Origin of the sequence: Lichenicoccus roseus, assembly GCF_005844085.1 — a bacterium.
In the GTDB taxonomy this organism is placed as follows: Bacteria; Pseudomonadota; Alphaproteobacteria; order Acetobacterales; family Acetobacteraceae; genus Lichenicoccus; species Lichenicoccus roseus.
This window is the reverse complement of the sequence record NZ_VCDI01000002.1, coordinates 244,986-265,654: the sequence shown is the minus strand read 5'-3', so window position 1 is coordinate 265,654 and position 20,669 is coordinate 244,986. Positions and strand designations below refer to the sequence as shown.

General features: G+C 70.7%; 16 protein-coding genes. 9 read left to right on the top strand and 7 right to left on the bottom strand.

Annotation, left to right across the window (positions count from 1 at the left end):
* Nucleotide 1 precedes the first annotated feature (1 nt).
* The 4 genes from FE263_RS06500 to hpnK all read left to right on the top strand — a co-directional run bounded on the left by FE263_RS06500 (nucleotide 2) and on the right by hpnK (nucleotide 4,330).
* On the top strand, nucleotides 2-619 hold the full coding sequence (locus FE263_RS06500) for an ABC transporter substrate-binding protein (protein ID WP_138325155.1): 618 nt from the start codon (nucleotides 2-4) through the stop codon (nucleotides 617-619).
* A gap of 66 nt (nucleotides 620-685) precedes the next feature.
* Nucleotides 686-2,020 (top strand): bacteriohopanetetrol glucosamine biosynthesis glycosyltransferase HpnI, encoded by a 1,335-nt coding sequence (gene hpnI / locus FE263_RS06495; protein WP_138325154.1) that lies wholly within the window; start codon nucleotides 686-688, stop codon nucleotides 2,018-2,020.
* Nucleotides 2,021-2,026: 6 nt separating this feature from the next.
* Entirely contained in the window at nucleotides 2,027-3,451 is a 1,425-nt protein-coding gene (gene hpnJ / locus FE263_RS06490) for a hopanoid biosynthesis associated radical SAM protein HpnJ (protein WP_138325153.1), read from the top strand.
* 33 nt (nucleotides 3,452-3,484) lie between these two features.
* Entirely contained in the window at nucleotides 3,485-4,330 is an 846-nt protein-coding gene (hpnK, locus tag FE263_RS06485) for a hopanoid biosynthesis-associated protein HpnK (protein ID WP_138325152.1), read from the top strand.
* Nucleotides 4,331-4,340: 10 nt separating this feature from the next.
* On the opposite strand, the gene FE263_RS06480 is transcribed toward hpnK, so the two are convergent.
* The 7 genes from FE263_RS06480 to tsaE all read right to left on the bottom strand — a co-directional run bounded on the left by FE263_RS06480 (nucleotide 4,341) and on the right by tsaE (nucleotide 14,926).
* On the bottom strand, nucleotides 4,341-5,225 hold the full coding sequence (locus FE263_RS06480) for an aldo/keto reductase (protein WP_138325151.1): 885 nt from the start codon (nucleotides 5,223-5,225) through the stop codon (nucleotides 4,341-4,343).
* Nucleotides 5,226-5,268: 43 nt separating this feature from the next.
* Nucleotides 5,269-6,549, bottom strand: a complete 1,281-nt coding sequence (locus tag FE263_RS06475) for a cation:proton antiporter (protein WP_138325150.1) — start codon at nucleotides 6,547-6,549, stop codon at nucleotides 5,269-5,271.
* Between the two features lie 70 nt (nucleotides 6,550-6,619).
* Nucleotides 6,620-6,946 carry a thioredoxin TrxA gene (gene trxA / locus FE263_RS06470; RefSeq protein ID WP_138325149.1) on the bottom strand — a complete coding sequence of 109 codons (327 nt, stop codon included), beginning with the start codon at nucleotides 6,944-6,946 and terminating at the stop codon, nucleotides 6,620-6,622.
* Between the two features lie 72 nt (nucleotides 6,947-7,018).
* Nucleotides 7,019-10,594: a double-strand break repair helicase AddA gene (gene addA / locus FE263_RS06465; protein ID WP_138325148.1), complete on the bottom strand. Its 3,576-nt coding sequence runs from the start codon at nucleotides 10,592-10,594 to the stop codon at nucleotides 7,019-7,021.
* Nucleotides 10,591-13,623 (bottom strand): double-strand break repair protein AddB, encoded by a 3,033-nt coding sequence (addB, locus tag FE263_RS06460; protein ID WP_138325147.1) that lies wholly within the window; start codon nucleotides 13,621-13,623, stop codon nucleotides 10,591-10,593. Before addB ends, addA begins: the two co-directional genes overlap by 4 nt.
* Nucleotides 13,620-14,432, bottom strand: coding sequence for a nucleotidyltransferase family protein (locus tag FE263_RS06455; protein ID WP_240759117.1), 813 nt, complete (start codon nucleotides 14,430-14,432; stop codon nucleotides 13,620-13,622). The genes addB and FE263_RS06455 overlap by 4 nt, the downstream gene beginning before the upstream one ends.
* Entirely contained in the window at nucleotides 14,429-14,926 is a 498-nt protein-coding gene (gene tsaE, locus FE263_RS06450; protein WP_138325146.1) for a tRNA (adenosine(37)-N6)-threonylcarbamoyltransferase complex ATPase subunit type 1 TsaE, read from the bottom strand. The genes FE263_RS06455 and tsaE overlap by 4 nt, the downstream gene beginning before the upstream one ends.
* 76 nt (nucleotides 14,927-15,002) lie before the next feature.
* Here tsaE and FE263_RS06445 point away from each other — a divergent pair, with 76 nt between their 5' ends.
* The 5 genes from FE263_RS06445 to FE263_RS06425 all read left to right on the top strand — a co-directional run bounded on the left by FE263_RS06445 (nucleotide 15,003) and on the right by FE263_RS06425 (nucleotide 20,659).
* Nucleotides 15,003-16,049 carry an NAD(P)/FAD-dependent oxidoreductase gene (locus FE263_RS06445; RefSeq protein WP_138325145.1) on the top strand — a complete coding sequence of 349 codons (1,047 nt, stop codon included), beginning with the start codon at nucleotides 15,003-15,005 and terminating at the stop codon, nucleotides 16,047-16,049.
* On the top strand, nucleotides 16,046-17,197 hold the full coding sequence (gene alr, locus FE263_RS06440) for an alanine racemase (RefSeq protein WP_138325144.1): 1,152 nt from the start codon (nucleotides 16,046-16,048) through the stop codon (nucleotides 17,195-17,197). Before FE263_RS06445 ends, alr begins: the two co-directional genes overlap by 4 nt.
* A gap of 34 nt (nucleotides 17,198-17,231) precedes the next feature.
* Nucleotides 17,232-18,482, top strand: coding sequence for a tetratricopeptide repeat protein (locus FE263_RS06435; protein WP_138325143.1), 1,251 nt, complete (start codon nucleotides 17,232-17,234; stop codon nucleotides 18,480-18,482).
* 61 nt (nucleotides 18,483-18,543) lie between these two features.
* Nucleotides 18,544-19,797, top strand: a complete 1,254-nt coding sequence (locus tag FE263_RS06430; RefSeq protein WP_138325142.1) for a D-amino acid dehydrogenase — start codon at nucleotides 18,544-18,546, stop codon at nucleotides 19,795-19,797.
* Between the two features lie 112 nt (nucleotides 19,798-19,909).
* The gene (locus FE263_RS06425) at nucleotides 19,910-20,659 is read left to right on the top strand and encodes a bacteriorhodopsin (protein WP_205880294.1); all 750 of its coding nucleotides are present in this window, start codon (nucleotides 19,910-19,912) and stop codon (nucleotides 20,657-20,659) included.
* Nucleotides 20,660-20,669: the final 10 nt, after the last annotated feature.

Sequence of the window (20,669 nt, the reverse complement as noted above, 5' to 3'; positions counted from 1 at the left end):
CATGCGCCGGATCCCCGCCCTCGTTGCGCTCGGCCTGGGCGTGCTCTCCTTGTCGTCTCCTGAACCGGCGGCGGCGCAGGATGCGTCTGCCGCGGTAGCCCCGATCACCCGGCTGTATGCGGCGCTGACCCAGACCGAGCAGCATTCCTCGGAGCCCTTCACGCAGCGGGCGCAGGCGCTGGCTCCGGTGGTCGACCAGGCACTCAGCGTGCAGACCATCCTGCAGAGCTCGGTCGGGCTGCGCTACAGGACGCTGCCGGCCGATCAGAAGCAGGAGCTGCTGCAGGCGTTCCGGGACTTCACCATCGCGCGCTACGTCTCGAACTTCAGTGGCAACGGGGACACCCTGACGGTGCTGCCGGGTACCCATCCTTCTCCCTATGGGTCGGACCAGATCGTGCAGACGCAGATCTCGAGCGGCGGCGGGGCGCCGACCGAGGTCGACTATGTCATGCGGCATTTCCCGCAGGGCTGGCAGGCGGTGGATGTGCTACTCGACGGCCACATCAGCCAGGTCGCTGTACAACGTTCCGATTTCGGTTCGACCCTGTCGTCCGGGAGTGCTATGCCCCTGATCGAAAGCCTCAAAAAGAAGACACAGAGCTTTTCCAGTAGCTGACTGGGCTGAACCCAAGCCTGAACCGGTGCCTTACCCCTGCATGTTCTGCCTTTGTCGAAACTGCCCATGAGTGCGTTGTCGCACCCGCTTGTGGCGCTTGCAGCTGCCGCAAGCGCAGTTGCGGCGTTCGGCTGCGCGCAGGCCGCCGCGGGGGCCTGGATGGTGCACCGGTTCGACGCCTTGACCCGCCGTGCCGCCCTCTCGGCGAGCGCGCTGACCGAAGCGGTGCTGCCCGCGGTGACCGTGCTCAAGCCGCTGCATGGCGACGAGCCGATGCTCGAGCATGCCCTCACCCAGTTCATCGAGCAGGACTACCCGCACCTGCAGATCGTGTTCGGGGTGCAGGACCCTGCCGATCCGGCGATCGCGGTCGTGCAGCGGTTGCGCCAGCGCTATCCCGGCCAGGATCTCTCGCTGGTGGTCGATCCCACTCCGCATGGGCCGAACCGCAAGATCGGCAACCTCATCAACATGCTGCCGCACGCGGCGCATGATCTGCTGGTGATCTCGGATTCCGATATCCACGTCGCACCGGACTATCTGCGTCATGTGGTGACGACGCTGCTGCGGCCGGGCACCGGGCTGGTGACGACCCTCTATCGCGGCGTTCCGGCCACCATGAGCCTGATGCAGCGGCTGGCGGCGGGGCAGATCAACCACAACTTCATGCCGGGTGTGCTGCTCTCCCGCCTGCTGGGCCGGCAGGACTGCCTGGGCTCGACCATGGCTCTGCGCCGGTCGACGCTGGAGGCGATCGGCGGCCTCGCGGTGCTGTCGGCACACGTCGCCGACGACAGCGTGCTTGGCCGGCTGGTGCGGCGCGAGGGCCTGAACATCGAGATCGCGCCATCGATGACAGCCACCACCACTGCCGATACCGGGATCGGCGACCTGTTTGCGCACGAGCTGCGCTGGGGCCGCACCGTTCGCATGGTCGAGCCGGTCGGATACGGCCTGTCCGCCGTGCAGTTTCCACTGTTCTGGGCTGCGATGGCGCCGCTGCTGAGCTCCGGCGCCATCTGGGGCTGGTGGGTCTTCGCGGTGGTCTGGCTGTTGCGCGGCGTGGCGGCGGCACGCATCGACCGCACCATCGGGGCGTCCAGGGTGATGCCGTTCCTGCTGCTGCCGCTGCGTGACTGGCTGTCTGCCGTGGTGATGGCGGCGAGCTTCACCGGGCGGCGCGTTGCATGGCGCGGCCAGACCCTCCATGTGACGGGCTGGAAAGCCCGCCCGGCCGGTCATTCGGAGCAGCTATTTCCTGAACCCGGCTTTTCCGGCCCGGTATTTCACGAGCCGGCGCTGGCGGCGCTTCCCTCGACTGCCGTATCAGGCCACTACGCGGCGCGCCCGCCGCTCGCCCAACACACCCTCGTCCGCCAGACGCTTGCGCAAGGTGACTGACCCATCATGATGAATACCCTGTTCCTGCAGCCACCCTCCTTCGACGGCTTCGATGGTGGCGCAGGCTCGCGCTACCAGGCCAAGCGCGAGATCAAGTCGTTCTGGTATCCGACCTGGCTGGCCCAGCCGGCGGCCCTGATTCCCGGCAGCCGCCTGATCGACGCCCCGCCGGCGCGCCTCGGCATGGAGCCGGTGCTGGCCGACGCGATGACGCGCGACCTGGTCGTACTGCACACCTCGACGCCGTCGTTCGCGTCCGATGTGAAGGTCGCCCAGGCGCTCAAGGACGCGAAGCCATCGCTCAAGATCGGCATGGTCGGCGCCAAGGTCGCGGTGCAGCCGGAAGAGAGCCTGCTGAAGGGCGCACCGATCGACTTCGTCGCCCGCAACGAGTTCGACTTCACCTTGAAGGAAGTGGCCGAGGGCCGCGACTTCAAGGACATCGACGGTATCTCGTATCGCGACGCAAATGGCGGGATCGTGCACAACCGCGAGCGTGCCATGATCGAGAACATGGACACGCTGCCGTTCGTGACGGACGTGTACAAGCGCGACCTGCGCATCGAGGACTATTTCATCGGGTACCTGATGCACCCGTACATCTCGATCTACACCGGCCGCGGCTGCAAGTCGCACTGCACCTTCTGCCTGTGGCCGCAGACCGTCGGTGGACACCGCTACCGCACCCGTTCGCCGGAGCACGTCGCCGAGGAGATCCGGCAGGCGAAGCGCAATTTCCCGCAGGTCCGGGAGTTCTTCTTCGACGACGACACCTTCACCGACGACCTGCCGCGCGCCGAGGCGATCGCGAAGGAGCTCGGCAAGATGGGTGTCGTGTGGTCGTGCAACGCCAAGGCGAACGTGCCGCGCAAGACGCTGCAGGTGCTGAAGGAGAACGGCCTGCGCCTGCTGCTGGTCGGCTACGAGAGCGGCAACCAGCAGATCCTGTACAACATCAAGAAGGGCATGCGGATCGACGTCGCGCGGGAGTTCACCAAGAACTGCCACGAGCTCGGCATCAAGATCCACGGCACCTTCATCCTCGGCCTGCCGGGCGAGACGAAGGAAACCATCCAGGAGACCATCCGGTTCGCCACCGAGATCAACCCGCACACCCTGCAGGTCAGCCTGGCCGCACCCTATCCCGGCACCTTCCTGCACAAGCAGGCGACCGAGAACGGCTGGCTCGACGAGAAGAATGCCGAGCTGATCGACGAGCACGGCATCCAGATCGCGCCGCTGACCTACCCGCACCTGTCGCACACCGAGATCTTCGACAGCGTCGAGACCTTCTACCGGAAGTTCTACTTCCGGGCGCCGAAGATCGCCTCGATCGTCGGCGAGATGGTGCGCAGCCCGCAGATGATGAAGCGTCGCCTCCGCGAGGGGGTGGAGTTCTTCCAGTTCCTCAAGGAGCGCCACGCGGCCTGAGGCTGCGCCGTCTCAGGACCGGCGGTTCTCCCGATGCCCTCGCGTCGCGTGATCTTCTCGGCCGACGATTTCGGCTTAAGCCCGGAGGTCAACGAGGCCATCGAGCGTGCCCACCGCGAGGGTGTGCTCACCACCGCGAGCCTGATGGTGGCCGGGCCCGCCGCCGCCGATGCGGTCAGGCGGGCACGGCGCCTGCCCGGCCTGCGCGTCGGGCTCCACCTGGTGGTGATCGAGGGCCGCGCCAGCCTGCCGCCGGACAGGATCCCGCTCCTGGTCCGCGCCGATCGCGGCTTCGGCCGCAACCAACTCGGCCTGGGAGTACGATACTTCTTCCAGCTGCCAGCCCGCCGTCAACTTGCGCTCGAGATCGCCGCACAGTTCCGCGCCTACGCCGCCACCGGCCTGCGGCTGGACCACGCCAACGCGCACAAGCACATGCATCTGCATCCGACGGTGGGTGCGCTGCTGGTCGAGGAGGGTGTCCGGAACAGGCTGCCGGCCATCCGCATCCCATGCGAGCCGGCCGGACCGATCCGCCAGGCCGACGCAACCGTCGACAGCGTGGGCGCCAGGCTGCTACGGCAATGGACCCGCATCCTGCGCATGCAGGCGCGAAGGGCCGGGCTGCGCACCAACGACCACTGCTTCGGCATCGCCTGGAGCGGCCACATGACGAGGGAGCGCGTCACGTCGCTGATCCCGCACCTGCCGCCGGGCCTGAGCGAGATCTACTTCCATCCCGCTGCCGGACGCGGGGACCTTCTGAGGCAGCTGATGCCGGACTACGCACACGAGGCGGAACTGGCCGCCCTCTGTGCGCCCGATCTGCCGGCCGCGCTGGCGCGTGCCGGGGTCGAGCAGACCTGCTGGAACGGCTGATCCCCGCGGATCAGGCGGCCTTCGCGAACACCGCCTTGCCTGCCGCATCGAGACGCGCGAACTCGTCGTCCGACAAGGTGATCCCGGCGCCGGCCATGTTGTCCTCGAGATGCGCCGCCTTGGAGGTGCCGGGGATCGGCAGCATCACCTTGCTGCGCTGCAGCACCCAGGCGAGCGCCACCTGGCTGGGCGTCGCGCTGCGCGCCTTGGCAATCTCATCCAGCACCGAACCCGGCTTGGCGAGATTGCCGGCGGCGAGCGGATACCACGGGATGAAGCCGATGCCGTTCGTCGCGCAGTAGTCGAGGACGGCCTCGCTGGTGCGGTCCACCAGGTTGTAGCGGTTCTGCACGGTTGCGACCGGGAACACCTTGCTGGCCGCCTCGATCTCCTCGACGGTCACCTCGCTCAACCCGGCGTGGCGGATGATCCCGTCATCGAGCAGCGACCGGATGGCGGCGAACTGCTCGTCGCGCGGCACCTTGCTGTCGATACGGTGCAGCTGCCACAGGTCGATGCGCTCGAGCTTGAGGTTGCGCAGGCTCTTGAGCGCCTGCTGGCGCAGATATTCCGGACGGCCGACGGGCTTCCAGATATTCGGGCCGAGCCGGGTCAGGCCGCCCTTGGTGGCGATCACCAGGCCGGCCGGGTAGGGATGCAGGGCCTCGGCGATCAGCCACTCGGACACGTCAGGGCCATAGCTGTCGGCGGTGTCGATGAAGTTCACCCCGAGTTCCGGCAGCCGCCCGAGCGTACGCAGCGCTTCGGCACGATCCTCCGGCTCGCCCCAGATGCCGCTGCCGGTGACGCGCATGGCGCCGTAGCCGAGACGGTGCACGGTCAGGTCGCCGCCGATGCTGAAGGAACCGGAGAGGCTTGCGTCCGGAAGGCTCATGACTTGGATCCTCACGATGGGGTCAAGACATGGGGGTGTTGTTTCAGGCTTCCACCTGCCGGGTGGCCAAGTGCCCGATGCGCGGGAGCAGGACGCGCAGCAGCGGGCCGGTCAGCACCGTGGTTGCGACCGCCATCACCACCAGCATGGTGAACATCTTCGGCGGCAGCACCCCGAGATCGCGGCCGACATCGAGCACGATCAGCTCCATCAGGCCGCGCGTATTCATCAGCGCGCCGAGGATGGCGGCGTGCGGCGCATCCAGTCCGGCCAGCCGCCCGGCCAGGTAGCCGGCGCACAGCTTGCCGCCGATGGCGGTCGCCAGCACCAGGGCCAGCCAGCCGAGGTCGGCGGCATCCAGACCGAGCAGGTCAGTATGCAGGCCGGTATAGGTGAAGAATATCGGCAGGAAGAACACCAGCACGAAGCGCCCGACCTGGAGTTGCCAGGCGGCGACGAAGCCGGCATCGCGGTGGAACAGCAGGCCGGCCGCGAAGCCGCCGAAGATCGGGAAGATGCCGATCCGCCAGGTGCATAGCGCCAGCGCGAACATCAGGCACAAGGCTGTCGCCAGCAGGTTCGGCGGAAGCTGGCCGTCCGGCGCGACCGGGAAGGCCGCCAGCAGCCGGCGCGACAGTGGCCAGAGCACGAGCCGCCAGGTTGCAGCCAGCAGGGCGATTGCCAACGCCCGCGCCAGCAAGGCTGCCGGCGACAGGCCGCCGGTAGCGTAGGCGGCAACCGCCCCGAGCAGCAGCCAGCCGAGGACGTCGTTCAACGCCGCCGCCGAGATCGCCAGCAGCCCGACCGGCTCGCGCGCGAGGCCGAACTCCACGAGGATGCGGCCGAGGATCGGCACCGCGGTGATCGCGAGTGCTACGCCGCAGAACAGGCTGTACGGCACCAGCGGAAGGCCGGGTGCAAGCGCCGGCGCGGACAGCCAGCCCAGCCACACGCCCAGTCCAAACGGCAGCGAAACCGAAAGCAGTGCGGTCGCCACCACGCCTGATCGGGCGCGCCCGGCCGGGAGCCGCGAGAATTCGAACCCGCTGCCGATCTGGAACATCAGCAGGATCAGCCCGACCTGGCTGATCATGGTGACCGGTCCGGCAGCCGACGCCGGGAACAGCGTCGCCGACAGATGCGGGCAGAGCCGCCCGAACAGGGAAGGCCCGAGCAGCAGTCCGGCGACGATCTCGCCGATCACCCCGGGCTGGCCCAAACGGCGAGCGACCCCGTTGCAGGTGCGGGCCGCCGCGATCATCACGATGAGCTGGACCAGCACCAGGACCAGCAGCGTCTCGGGGGCGTGCCGGGGCGACGTCATCCGGTCAGCCTAGGGAAGTGTCAGCCGTTCCGAAACGCCTGCGATGGAGCGGCCCTGGGTGGGGGGAGCCCTACAGGCTCTCGCGCACCCACTCCTTGAGCTGGCTCTTCGGCAGCGCGCCGACCTTGGTGGCGGCCGGCTTGCCGTCCTTGAACAGGATCATGGTCGGGATGCCGCGCACCGCATAGGTGTTCGGGGTCATCGGGTTCTCGTCGATGTTCACCTTGGCGACGGTCAGCCGACCCTTGAACTCGGCGCCGATCTCCTCGAGCGCCGGGGCGATCATCTTGCAGGGGCCGCACCACTCGGCCCAGAAATCCACCAGCACGGCGCCCTCGGCCTTCAGCACGTCGGTCTCGAAGCTGTCGTCGGTCACGGCGACGGTGTTCTCACTCATGGCCAGGTTCCTTTCCGGCGCCGTGGATCGGCGTTGTGATGTTCAGGCAAATGGGCCGATCGCGCATCTGGATCAAGCAGCGACACCGGCGCCGGGAGCATAGCGGTCGAGCAGCCGGTCGGGCAGTTCCATCACCGAGGCGGCCTCGGTCCAGACCAGCAGGCACCGCACCGCGCGCCGTGGATAGAGCGACCGCAGCAGGGCGCGGTAGGCCGCCATCTGCCGCAGGTAGAGCACCGGCGTCTGGTCCGCCACGGCGGGCGGCGCGTGGCCGCTCTTGAAGTCGCAGACCGTGACCCGCCCGAACTCGATGCAGAGCCGGTCGACCTGACCGGTCACCACCACCCCGCCTACGAGTCCCGTCAGCGGCTGCTCGGCTCGGCCGGCCGGACCGAACAGGGCGGCGAGCCGGGGATCGCCGATCACCGCCAACGCCTGCCGTACCAGCGCCTCGGCCTGCACCGGCCCCAGACCGTGGGCGGGGCGCGCGGCATAGGTGGATGCCGCCGCCGCCTGCTCCGCCTGCGGCACGGCGGGCAGGTGCTGCAGCAGGAGATGCATCAGCCGCCCGCGCTGCAGGGCCGCATCCCGGCCGCCCGGCGCGGATGGCTGCCGGGCGAGCGGCGACCGCAGCGCAGGGCGCGGTCCGTAGGCGACATCGTCCGGCCGGCTCGGCGCCAACGGATTGGGAATGGCGGGCTCCGGCGGCGGCGCCACGGCCTGCCAGAGGGGTGCGCTTCCCAGCCACTCCGGCAGCGGCGCCGGCTTGGTCCGGGCGGGCGCTGCGGGGCTGGTCGGCTGGATGGCCGGGATGGCAGTGCCGGTCTCTATCAGCAGCCGCTCTCCCGGCCACGCCGTCGCGGAGGCGGCCTCGAACGGCACGGCGACGGCACCGGCGCGCTCGAAGCCGCGCCGGCACAGCTCGTACCAGCAATTCTCCGGCAGCGTCCGCTTCGCCCCCCAGCCGCACACCACCAGCCTATCGCTGGCGCGGGTCAGCGCCACGTAGAGCAGCCGGTTCTGCTCCTCGGCGGCGGCCTCGCGCAGCAGGGCGGCGAGTGCGCGGGTCGGCAGCGAGGCCAGCTCGGCGCGCGGCACCCAGAACGGCAGCGCCACCCCGGTGAGCGGATCGCGGGTCCAAAGCAGGGTCTCGTCGCCCGGCGGGCTGGACAGCGTGTCCGGCAGCACCACGAGACGCGCCTGCAGCCCCTTGGCGCCGTGCACCGTCATCACCCGCACCGCATCGCCGGCGCTGTCGGGCTCGCGCTTGATGAACTCCTCGGAGCTGCGGATCCAGTGCAGGAAACCCTGCAGGGAGGCGGCGTGCGCGGCCTCGTAGCGCAGTGCCGCCGCCAGCAGCTCGTCCACCGGCTCCGAAGCCTCCGGCCCAAGCCGCGCCAGCAGGCGCGCCCGGCCGCCGCGCGCGCCCAGCGCCTCGCCCAGAAGCGCATACGGCGAGGCGAAATCGACACGGCGGAACAGACCGTCCAGCAGGCTCCAGGCCCGTGCCCAGTCCTCCCGCCCGGCATGGCGGTCGCGCAGGCTGTCCCACAGGCTGGCGCCCCCACGCGTGGTGGCGAGCGCCATCATCGCATCGTCGGTAAGGCCACCCAACGGGCTGGTCAGCACAGAGGCGACGGTGAGGTCGTCCTGCGGCAGCAGCAGCGCGTCGCACAGCGCCAGCAGGTCCTGCACCGCGATCTGGTCGACAAGGCCGGTGCGCACCAGGGTCGCGACCGGCACGCTCTCCGCCTTCAGGGCACGGATCAGCGAGCGCACGAACGGGCTGCGCCGCGGCACCAGCACCAGCACGTCGCCGGCGGCCAGCGGCGCGGCACCGGGGAGCGCCGGGCGGCCGATCTCGCCGGCGATCCAGCGCGCCAGATGCTCGGCGAGGCGCTGCGGGGCGGAGCGCTGTCCGGCATTGCGCGCCGGCGCCTGCCAGGGACCCGGACCAGGCTCGGCCTCCTCCACCGGCGTGAGCGGCCATAATTCCACGCGGCCGGGCTCGCCGACGCGGGAGGCGCGATGCTGCAGCAGTTCGCCCTGCCCCGGCTCCGCCACGCCGCGCGACGCGACCGGGTCGGCGAACACCGCATCCACCAGGCGCAGCACCGGCTCGACGGAGCGGAACGACACCGTCAGCGACGGCTCGCGCCACTGCTCGCCACCGTCCACGACACGCGCCCGGAACCGCTCGCGCCAGCCATGGAACTGCCCGGGATCGGCGCCCTGGAACGAGTAGATCGACTGCTTGTAGTCGCCGACAGCGAAGATGGTGCGCGGCAGCGTACGCGAATCACCGCTCCCGGGCCCGGCATAGGGGGTGGCGCCGTGGCCCGCGAAGAACTCGCCGGTCAGCGACCAGGCGATCTGCCATTGCAGCGGCGAGGTATCCTGCACCTCGTCGAGCAGCAGATGGTCGATGCCGCCGTCGAGCTTGAACAGCACCCAGGCCACGCCCGGATCGTCCAGCAGCGCCAGGGTCCGGGCGATCAGGTCGTCATAGTCGAGCATCCCGCTCTCGGACTTGCGTGCGGCGTGCCGGGCCAGGATCGGCAGTGCCACCGCCAGCAGCGCCGCCGTCAGCCGCGCCATGCGCAGGGCCCGGCGCGCGTCCTCGACCGCGAGCACCCGCTCGGCCTCGGCGGCGAGGGCGTCGGCAATCTGCGGCTGGTCCTTCAGCAGGTTGCCGCGGAACGGCTTGCGCGCCTCACCAGCCTGGGTCAGCAGCAGGGCACACCACTGGTCCCAGGATGTCGCGCGCGCACCTGCGCCCTGGGCCAGCCAGTCGAGCCAGACCAGCGCGGTCGTACGGGCACCGGGCGCACCACGTTCCCGCACCACCTCCAGCGCCGCGCGAAGCCTGGCCTCCCCGGGCCACGCCACCGCCTGCGCGAGGACCTCGCTCTCGTCGCGCTGCGCGACGCGGGTGGCCCGCCACAGCGCCTCGTGCAACGCCTCGGGAGACAGCGAAGCAAGATCGGCGAGGCCGCCGTCGCCGGGCGCCCTCGAAGCCGCCTGCAGCTTGCCGACCAGCGCCGAAAAATCCGCGGCCGAGATCTGCCCGGCGAGCATGCCGAGCGACGCATCCAGCCCGGCGCGGGCGGCCAGCACCGCCTCCACCGCCTCGTTCAGCGCCACCCGCGCGTCGGTATCCTCGGCGAGCCGGAAGTGCGGGCTGATCGCGGCCTCCAGCGGGAACCGCCGCAGCAGCGACTGGCAGAAGGCGTGGATGGTGCCGATCCGCATGCCGCCGGGCAGGTCGAGCACGCGCGCGAACAGCGCCCGCGCCGACGCCCGGGTGGCAGCATCCGGCGGCACCTCGAGCGCCGCCAGTTCGATGTCGAGTTCGCCGTCGTCCAGCGTCACCCAGCTGCCGAGCCGTCGCTGCAGCCGGATCGACATCTCGGCGGCGGCGGCCTTGGTGAAGGTCAGGCACTGGATGCGTGCCGGGTTGGTGCCGGGCACCAAGGGCGCGCCGGGCTCCGAACCGATCGCCGGACGCGGCAGCATCAGGCGAAGCAGCCGGTCGATCAGCAGCTTGGTCTTGCCGCTGCCGGCGGAGGCGGAGACGAACACCGAGACCTGCGGGTCGGAGGCCAGCGTCTGCTGCCGGTTGGCCTCGGCGATCGGGGTCAGGGTCACTCGCCATCCTCCCGAGCGGCGCTCCACTCCGCGACACGCGCCAGCAGGGCGTAGTCGGTGTAGCGCGGCGCCGAACCCGGGCGCGGCTGCGACAGGTAGGGCTGCGACGGGTCGTCATACTCCGCGACCAGGCCGCGCAACGCCTCCCAACAGCGATCGACCAGCTCCTGCAGCTCGGCCTCATCCTTGCCGACCCGCATCTCGCTGCCCGGCTCATGACCACCGGACAACCGCCAGTAGACCAGGCCGGCGGTCTCCCCGGCCAGCTCCGGCCCGAACGCGCCGATCCGCGCCATCGCCGCCTCCAGCACCAGCTGCGACGACCAGCCCTCCTTGACCTCCTTGCCCCTCGGCAGGGTGCCGGTCTTGTAGTCGAGCAGGCAGAGGCCGCCGTCCGGGTTGACCTCGATCCGATCGGCCCGGCCGCGCAGCTCGAAATCGCCGCCGGGCAAGGCCTGTAGCACCGCGCGGCCGCTGCATTCGGTGGCGATGCGCGCCGGCGGCCGCTCCGCGCGGCGCACCGCCTCGGTCTCGGCCACCCAGTCGGCGATGCGCAGCAGACGCGGCCGCCACCAGGCCGCCAGCGCCGGCCGCAGCGCCGCGGCTTCGAGTGCGTCCAGGAACGCCCCGCGCAACTGCCGCCCGGCATCGGTGGGCCAGGCGGCGCCGTTGGCGGTCAGGAAGCCGGCCAGCGCATCATGCACGATGGTGCCGTAGTCGGCCGCGTCTGCCGCTTCCTCCAGCGGACGCAGGGCAGTCAGGCGCAGCACGTGGCGGGCATGGATCGCATACGGGTCGCGCATCCAGGTCTCGATCTCGGTCACGCTCAGCCGGCGCGGGCGCAGGGCGACCGGCGGGGATGGCCGGGGCGGCGCCACCGGCCGCGGCGGCCCGTCCGGCTGGTCGAGCTGCCGCAGCCACGACGCCGCCGGATGCAGCGCCAGGGCCTGTCCCCTGCCCTGCAGCCAGGCATCCAGCCGCACCAGCCAGCGTGCCGGCACCGCAGGCGAGCCATCCCGGCGGCCCGGGCGCGACAGCACGATCTCCGGCGCACAGCAGCAGGCGGTCAGGAAGTCGTGCGCCGTCTCGCCGACCCGCTGCTCGGGCGACGGCAGCCCGGCCTGCGCCCGCATCGGCCGGCTCATCCATGGCCCCGGATCGGCGGCGGGCGGCCAGACGCCCTCGACAAGGCCGCCGAGTACCGCAATCTCGACCGATTGCAGGCGCGCCTCCAGCAGGCCCCAGATGAACAGCCGCGGATGCTCGGCGCCGGCCTCGCGACCGCGCAGCGCGCGCCGGCTGCGCACCGCGACCCCGGCAAGCGTTGCCTCCAGCAGGCCGGCCAGCACGCGCGTCGGCTGCGGCGGCAACAGGCCGGCATGCCCGGCCAGCGCGGAGATCCGCTCGGCCAGGGCGTTGCCTTCCTCCAGCGACCACAACACCTCGCCGCCGGACAGCTGGTCGGTCTGCGCCAGGGCCTCCGCCGCCTGCACCAGCGCATCGAGCAGGTCCGGCAGGGCGACCGCGACGCCTCCCCGGAACAGCCGGAGCAGCGGCTCGAGACGGTTCTGCAGGTCGTCGAGGAAGCCATGCAGCGCCTCGGGCTCGCGCATCCGCCGGCGCGGGTCGGCCTCGGCCAGGCGCAGGGCGACATGCAGCCCGTCGAAGCCGGGGGCCGGCGCCGGACCGCGCAGGCAGGCCAGTTCGAGCAGGCGCGCCAGCCGGCGGCACTCGCCGGCCGCGCGGCCGGCGGCGGCGAGCGGGTGCTTGAGCAGGGCCAGCAACGCGACCGGCGCCAGGCCGTCGGCACAGGCCTCCGCAAGCAGGCGCAGGAAGATCGCCGGCGGCGTCGACAGCAACGGCTCTCCGGCGCTGTCGTCGATCAGCACGCCGAACCGGGTGAGCTCGACCACCACGCGGGCGGCGAGGCCACGATCGGGAGTGATCAGTGCAGCCCGCCGTCCGGGAGACTGCAGCGCATCGCGCAGCACCAGGGCGATCGAGGCGGCCTCTTCCTGCTGATCGGCCGGATCGAGCCGGCTCATCCCGCTGAGGTCGGCCGGGTGCGGGTCGAGCCATTCGCCGAGCGCCTGCTCCGGCAGCAGCACCGTCTGCAGCGCCGCAACCCGGGCAGCCGGGATATCGCATTCCGGCTTGTGTGACGGCAGCAGATCGGCCCAGTCGGCGACTGCCTCGCGCCCGACGCCGAGTGCTGCCAGCACCTGGCGCAGCCCGGCCTGGGCGTGGCTGTCCGGCAGCGACGCGAAGTCGGCATCGGTCAGCGAACGGTCGAGGGCGGGCAGTACCACCAGCCCGCCAGGACGCCTGGCGATGGCGGCCAGCAGGGTGCCGAGCGCCGGGCTCGCAACCGTGAAGCCGGCCGCCCAGACCGGCTCGCCGGCGTCGCCGGGTTCCTCCCACGCGGCCGCCTGTGCACGCAGCAGCGCGTTCTGGCGTTCCACCGGGTCCATCAGCCCCTGCTCGGCAAGCCAGAGCGGCCAGGCCTCGGTGACGATGGCGAGGAAATCCAACGTCTTCTGCCAGTGCTCGGCATGGGTCTCGGCAAGCTGCGGCAAGGTGGCGGCAAGATCGGTCTCGGCGCGCTCGGCCTCGTCGATCAGCTCAGCAAGCGACTGTGCGAGCAGCCAGGCCTGGTCGGCGGTCGGCACGGTGCCGAAATTGTCGCCAGCCGCGAGGATCATCCGCGCCAGCACCGCCAGCCGCTGCATCGGCTCCACGGCGGGCGGCAGGTCGAGCACGCCGGCCAGCGCCAGCGGGGCCTCGTCGAGACCGCCCGCCGCCACGATGCGCGGCAGCAGCAGCACGCGCCCGTCGGCGGCGCGCAGGAATGCCTCCGTGAGTGCCCGCGCCGCGCGACGCGTCGGCAGCACGATCATGCCGCGCCCGACCGCCTCGGCCCAGCCGGCCGGGTCGGTATCCCTGCCCGCCTGCCGCAGCCACCGGTCCGCCAGGACGTCGAGGAAGCGCAGGTGGCCGGGAATGGCGGCGACGTCGGCGGGCGCGCTCACGTATTGGGCGGCCCGAAGTTCGGATCGCGCAGCGCCCGCTCCGTGGCGACAATGTCGGACGGGCGCGACAGGTGGAACCAGGGCCCGTCATGCACCACCGCGCGCAGCCGCCCGGCGCCGATCGCCTGGTCCCAGAGCAGGTTCATGCCGAAGCGCCCCGCGCGCGGGCTGCCGGTTCCGATGCCGGCGATCGGCGCCCGCCTGAAGAGGTTGGGCGACACGATCTGCACGCCCGAATAGACGTACGGCACGATCTCGTTCTCGTCGCGACGGCGGACCAGGCCGTCGGCGTCGATCGCGAAGTCACCGGCGCCGACCTCGCCGACCGCCCAGGGAATCCGGCTGACCAGCAGCATGACGTCGTGGCGCGCCGGGTTGAACGCCTCGGCCAGCCTGGCCAATGCCGGCCGCGGGCCGTCCAGCCAGAAGCTGTCGCCATTGACGACGAAGAACGACGCGGCGTCGCCAAGCAGCCCCGCGGTCATCGCGGCGAGCACGCCGCCCCCGGTATCGAGCAGCTCCGGCTCATGCAGCAGGGTGGTGCGCGGACGCCCGGTGCGGCGCGCCGAGCGTGCCAGCAGATGCCGGTCGAGGTCCGCGGAACGGTAGTGCGCGTTCACCACCACCGCCTCGACGCCGGCGGCATCGAGGCGGTCGAGAGCATGGTCGATCAGCGGCTGCCCGGCGACCACCAGCAGGGGCTTGGCAGTCTGCTCGGTCAGTGGACGCATGCGCCGCCCGAAGCCCGCCGCGAGCAGCATCGCATGGGTCGGGCTGGTGCGCGGGCGCGGCCCGAACAGGTCCATCATCCGGCAGGCGCGCCGGGTGGGAGTGCCAAGAGCGCGTCGCGCCGGCCGGGCCAGCCGCTGATCCTCGCCAACCGGCCATCCGCGTCGTCCACCACCGGGGCAAGGCCGATCGCCAGCGCATCGTCCGGCCGCAGCGACTGCAGCCGGTCCGGCCACTCCACCAGCACGACGCCCTCGCGCGCCTCTTCCCAGCCGAGTTCGGGCAGGCCGGCCGGACCGTCCAGCCGCCACAGGTCGAAATGCGACACCGGGCCAAGCGGCGATTCGTATTCCTGCACCAGGGTGAAGGTCGGGCTCGGCACCTCCATCGCCGGATCGCGGCAGAGGGCGCGCAGCAGCGCCCGTGCCAGCGTGCTCTTGCCGGCGCCGAGCGGGCCTTCCAGCAGGACGCTGTCCCCCGGCCGCAGCAGCCCGGCGACGCGTCGGCCCAGCGCCTCGGTGTCGGCCAGCCGCGCGAGCAACAGTTCCACCGTCCCGGAGTCGGCCTCGCTCATGGCGCCATCTTGCCGTAGCGCCGGCCGGCTCCACAATGTAGTCCGCACCGCACGAACGCTGGACGGGGACAGGGGCATGGCCGAGACGATGCAGACGGATGTGGCGATCATCGGCGCCGGGCCGGCCGGGCTGTTCGCGGCGTTCGAGTGCGGGATGCTCAAGCTATCCACCGTGCTGATCGACGCGCTCGACGAGGCCGGCGGCCAGTGCGCGGCGCTGTATCCGGAGAAGCCCATCTACGACATCCCGGCGCATCCCGCGATCGAGGCAGGGGCGCTGATCGCATCCCTCGAGCAGCAGATCGCGCCGTTCGCGGTGCCGCGCCTGCTCGGCCGCCGTATCGAGCGGCTGGACGGCAGCCGTGGCGCCTTCGCGCTCGGAACCGATCGCGGCGACGTCATCCATGCCCGTGCGGTGATCGTCGCCGCCGGCGCAGGAGCGTTCGGTCCGAACCGGCCGCCGTTGCCGGGGCTCGAGGCATACGAGCGGACCGGCAGCGTGCAATATTATGTCCGCCGCAAGGAGGCCTTTCGCGGCAAGCGGCTGGTGATCGCCGGCGGTGGCGACAGCGCGATCGACTGGGCGCTGGAACTGCGCGACATCGCCTCGCACGTCACCCTGGTCCATCGCCGCGCCAGGTTCCGTGCCGCACCCGAGAGCCTGGCGCAGCTCGAGGCGGCGTCCGGGCCCGGCGGTCCGATCGAGCTGGTGGTGCCATACCAGCTGCACGCCCTGCATGGCGAGGATGGCATCCTGGGCGCCGTCGAGGTGGCGACCCTCGACGGCGACGTGCGGCGCATCGAGGCCGATCACCTGCTGGCCTTCTTCGGCCTGTCCACCGACCTCGGGCCGGTGGCGCAGTGGGGGCTGCAATCCGCGCTGCATCACATCCAGGTCACGCCGAGCACCTGCGAGACCTCGATGCCCGGCGTGTTCGCGATCGGCGACGTCGCGACCTACCCGGGCAAGCTGAAGCTGATCCTGCAGGGCTTCAGCGAGGGGGCGATGGCGGCGCATGCGATCCATCCGATCGTGCATCCGCACACCGCGCTGCATTTCGAATACTCGACCAGCAAGGGCCTGCCGACCGCAGCGTCCGGCGTGGCACCCGCCGCCGCGTGAGCCACGCCTCGGACACCGGCCCGGATCCCCTCGCACTCGAGTCGGGCGGTCTGCTGACCATCGACCTCGATGCGCTGGCCGCGAACTACCGACTGCTGCGCGACCGTGTCGTTCCCGCGCGCTGCGCCGCCGTGGTGAAGGCGGACGGCTACGGCCTGGGCGCGCCCCTCGTCGCGCGACGGCTGCAGGCGGAGGGCTGCCGGGACTTCTTCGTGGCACAACTCGGCGAAGGCATCGCGCTGCGGCCGCATCTCGGCGACGACTGCAGGATCCTTGTCCTGAACGGCCCGTTCCCGGGCAGTGCCGCATTCTTCGAGCGCCACCGGCTGTTGCCGGTGCTGAACAGCCTGGAGCAGATCGCCGAGTGGCAGGCCCTGTCGGCGATGCTCGGGCGGCGGCTGGATGCCGCGATGCAGACCGACACCGGGATGTCGCGCTACGGCCTGTCCGGCACGGATCTGCGGCGGATCGCAGACGAGCCGCACCGGCTCGACGGCATCCGGCCCAGCCTGCTGATGAGCCATCTCGGGTGCGCAGACACGCCCGGACACCCGATGAACCGCCAGCAGATCGAGCGTTTCTGCGAGCATCGGGCGCTGTTGCGTGGGGCGCTCGGCGATGTGCCGGCCAGTCTCGCCGCCTCCTCCGGCATCATGCTGGGACCGGAGGCGCATTTCGACATGGTGCGGCCGGGTGCCGCGCTGTACGGCGTCAATCCCGGGCCGGGCGCCAACCCGATGCATCCGGTGGTGCGGCTGCAGGGGCGCGTGGTGCAGACACGCTGGATCGAGCCGGGCACCAGTGTCGGCTACGGGGCACGCTTCACGGCACAGCGCCGCACCCGGATCGCGACGCTGGCGGTCGGTTATGCGGACGGCTTCCTGCGCGCCGGCGGCGGTGCCGGGATCGCCACCCTGCCGGACGATCCGACCGCGCTGCCGGTCGTCGGGCGCATCTCGATGGATTGCCTGGGGCTCGACGTCACCGCGCTCGGCGACCGCGAGCTTGCGGCCGGCAGCCTGATCGACCTGATCGGCCCGCATCGCCCGCTCGACGACGCGGCAGCAGCGGCCGGCACCATCGGCTACGAGATGCTGACCGCCCTCGGGTCACGCCATCAGCGGCGGGTGTTCGGGCAGCAGGCGTAGCACCACCAACATCGTTACGTGCTAGCCTGGCGGCATGGATGAGCCAGGCCCACGGTCGTCCGCGATCGACAAGGCGCGCATCGATACGTTGATGGCGGCAGGGGAACTGGGCGAGGCGGTGCACGCGCTCCTCGCGCTGATCATCATCGAACCCGACTGCGGCCCGGCCTATCAGAAGCTTGGCGTAGCCTATCTGCGCCTGCAGGGATTCCGGTCGGCCGAGCACTACTTTCTCGAAGCGGCACGGCGGATGCCTGACGCTGCGGACGCTTTCGATGGGCTGGCCGAGACCTATGGCTATCTGGACGACGTGGGACGGGCGCGCCAGGCCGGCCGGCACGCCCTGGTGCTCAAGGATGCGGGCATTCCCTTCATCCTTCGGGCGCTGCCATCGATGCGGCGCGGCCCGGCTGCCGGCGGCCTGATCAGCTTCAGCCTGTTCGGGTCCGACCCGCGCTATTGCGAGACGGCGATCCTGAATGCTGCCGTCATACCTGGTCTGCTACCGGGATGGGTCGGCCGGTTCCATGCCGATGCGACGGTGCCGCCGATGGTGCTGGATCGCCTGCGGGAAGCCGGCGCCCAGGTGGTTATGGTGGAGGGCGCACGGCATTCGCTGCCCGGAACGATGTGGCGCTTCCTGGCCCTCGACGACCCGGACGCCGGCGCGGTGATATGCCGCGATGCCGACAGCCTGCTGAACGAGCGGGATGCGGGTTGGGTGAGCGCGTGGATGGAAAGCGGTTTGCCGTTCCACATCATCCGCGACTATTTCAGCCACTGCGAGCTGATGCTCGCCGGACTGTTCGGCGTGCGCGGCGGTGTTCTTGCGGGCATCGAGGACATCATGCGGCACTGGCTGTCCACGGGCACCCAGGTCAGCCGCTGGACCGACCAGTACTTCCTGAGGAGCTGCATCTGGCCGCTGGCCCGGGACGCTTCGCTGACGCACGACCCGATTTTTGCCTATGGCAGCCTGGTGGCGCCGGGTACGCGGCAGGTGCCTGACCAGTACGACCATGTCGGCGCCAACCACGGCAGCACCGTCATGGAAATCAAGCTCGATCACCCCGATGGCTGTGCGGTGCATTGGTCGCTGGTGGATGCGGCGGGCAAGGGCGTGAGCTGTGACTACGTCGGCGCCCTGCGTGACCGCCGGGTCGCCATCTCGCTCCCCCGGAGCCATGGCGAGCGCATCCGCCGCGGCGAATGGAAGGTCGAGTGGCGGTTGACGCCACCCGAGAGCGGCTCACGGGATCGCTCCGCAGCGCCGGGCGTTGCATAGGCCGCTCCATCAACCGACAAGCCGAGCCGGATCGACCGGGCCCGGCTCAGGGAATGCGAATTTGAAGATCATCGTGCTTGGCGGCGGCGTCATCGGCGTGACCTCGGCCTGGTATCTGGCGAAGCTCGGCCATGAGGTGGAGCTGATCGATCGCCAGCCGGCAGCCGGGATGGAGACCAGCTTCGCCAATGCCGGGCAGGTCTCGCCGGGCTATTCGACGCCCTGGGCCGCCCCTGGCCTGCCGCGCAAGGCGATCGGCTGGATGCTCGGCAAGCACAGCCCGCTGGTGATCCGGCCGCGGCTCGATCCGGCGATGATACGCTGGATGATCCAGCTCTGGCGCAACTGCACGGCCGAGGCCTACGACCGCAACAAGAGCCGCATGCTGCGCATCGCCGAATACAGCCGCGACTGCCTCGGCGACCTGCGCCACGAGACCGGCATCACCTACGACGACCGCCAGCGCGGACTGATCCAGTTGTTCCGCACCCAGGCGCAGCTTGACCACGCCGCCGACGACATGCGCATCCTGGCAGAGAGCGGCGTCGACCATGAGCTGCTCGACGTCGACGGCATCGTGGGCGCCGAGCCTGCCCTGGGCCGCACCCGGCACCTGCTGAAGGGCGGCCTGCGGCTGCCGGGCGATGAAAGCGGCGATGCGCACCTGTTCACCCAGCGACTGGCGGCGCTCGCTGCCGGGCAGGGCGTGCGGTTCCGCTACGACACCGGCATCACCGGCTTCCGCACCCAGGGCGACCGGATCGCCGCGGTCGAGACCAGCGCCGGGCCGATCACCGGCGATGCCTACCTGGTCGCCACCGGCAGCCACACCCCGGCCCTGCTGAAGCCGCTCGGCATCCGGATCCCGGTCTACCCGGTGAAGGGCTACTCGCTCACCATCCCGCTGACCGATCCCGATCGCGCGCCGGTCTCGACCGTCAACGACGAGACCTACAAGGTCGCGATGACCCGGCTCGGCGACCGCATACGCGTCGGCGGCACCGCGGAGCTGACCGGCTACGACACCAGGTTGCGCCCGGAGCGGCGCGAAACGCTTGAGCTGAGCTTCAACTCGCTGTTCGGCGGCGGCGAACTGTCGCGCGCCACCTTCTGGACCGGGCTGCGGCCGAACACCCCGGACGGCACGCCGATCGTCGGCCACGCCGGGCGCTGGAAGAACCTGTGGCTGAACACCGGCCACGGCACGCTGGGCTGGACCATGGCCTGCGGCTCCGGACGGCTGATCGCCGACCTGATCAGCGACCGTCGCCCGAACATCGAGCACGCCGACCTGTCGATCGCCCGCTACGGCTGAACCGGCCCGCTACACCGTCGCCCCCCGATCACTTCGTCTCGCCATCCGGTCCGACGAGCAACCTTCCGTAACGGTCCGTCTTGCAGCCCGCGTCTCAACGGAGCGGACCGCCTTGAATTCCCACACCCTCAACTGGGCTACGGCCATCATCATGCTGGCAGGCGGCCTCGGTATCCTCGCCACCGGCAAGCGCCGCACGGCGTCGGAGGAACTGCAGACCGTGCTGCACGGCATCGTGCCGCTGATCGCCGCCTGCTCCTACTTCGCGATGGCGATCGGCCAGGGCTCGGTCGTCCTGCCCGCCGTCGCTTCCGCCGGCCCCGGCGCCACCCGCATCTTCTACTTCGCGCGCTACATCGACTGGACCCTGACCACGCCGCTGCTCCTGGTCACCGTCTGCCTGACCGCGATGCATGGCCAGCACAAGCGCGCGGGTGCCTTCGCCGGCATCGTGCTGGCCGACCTGATGATGATCCTGACCGCCCTGTTCTTCGGAGCCTCCGAGGTCCCGTGGATCAAGTGGACCTGGTTCCTGATCTCCTGCATCGCCTTCCTCGGCGTCTACTACGTGCTGTGGGTGTCGAACCTGCAATACAACCGCAGCGAGCGCGACGACGTGCGCGCGAGCTACCGCCAGGGCAGCACGATGCTCTCGGTGCTCTGGCTGCTCTACCCGGTCGTGCTGCTGGTGGCGCCGGACGGCCTGAACGTCATCAGCGATCCCATGAGCGTGATCGCCATCTCCATCCTCGACGTGCTCTCCAAGGTGGCATTCGGCTTCCTGATGGTCGCCTCCGACACCAGGATCACCGAACGCGACCTCCGCGAGACCCAGGGCAAGCCGACGCTGCGCGCCGCCTGAGCCGCGCAGG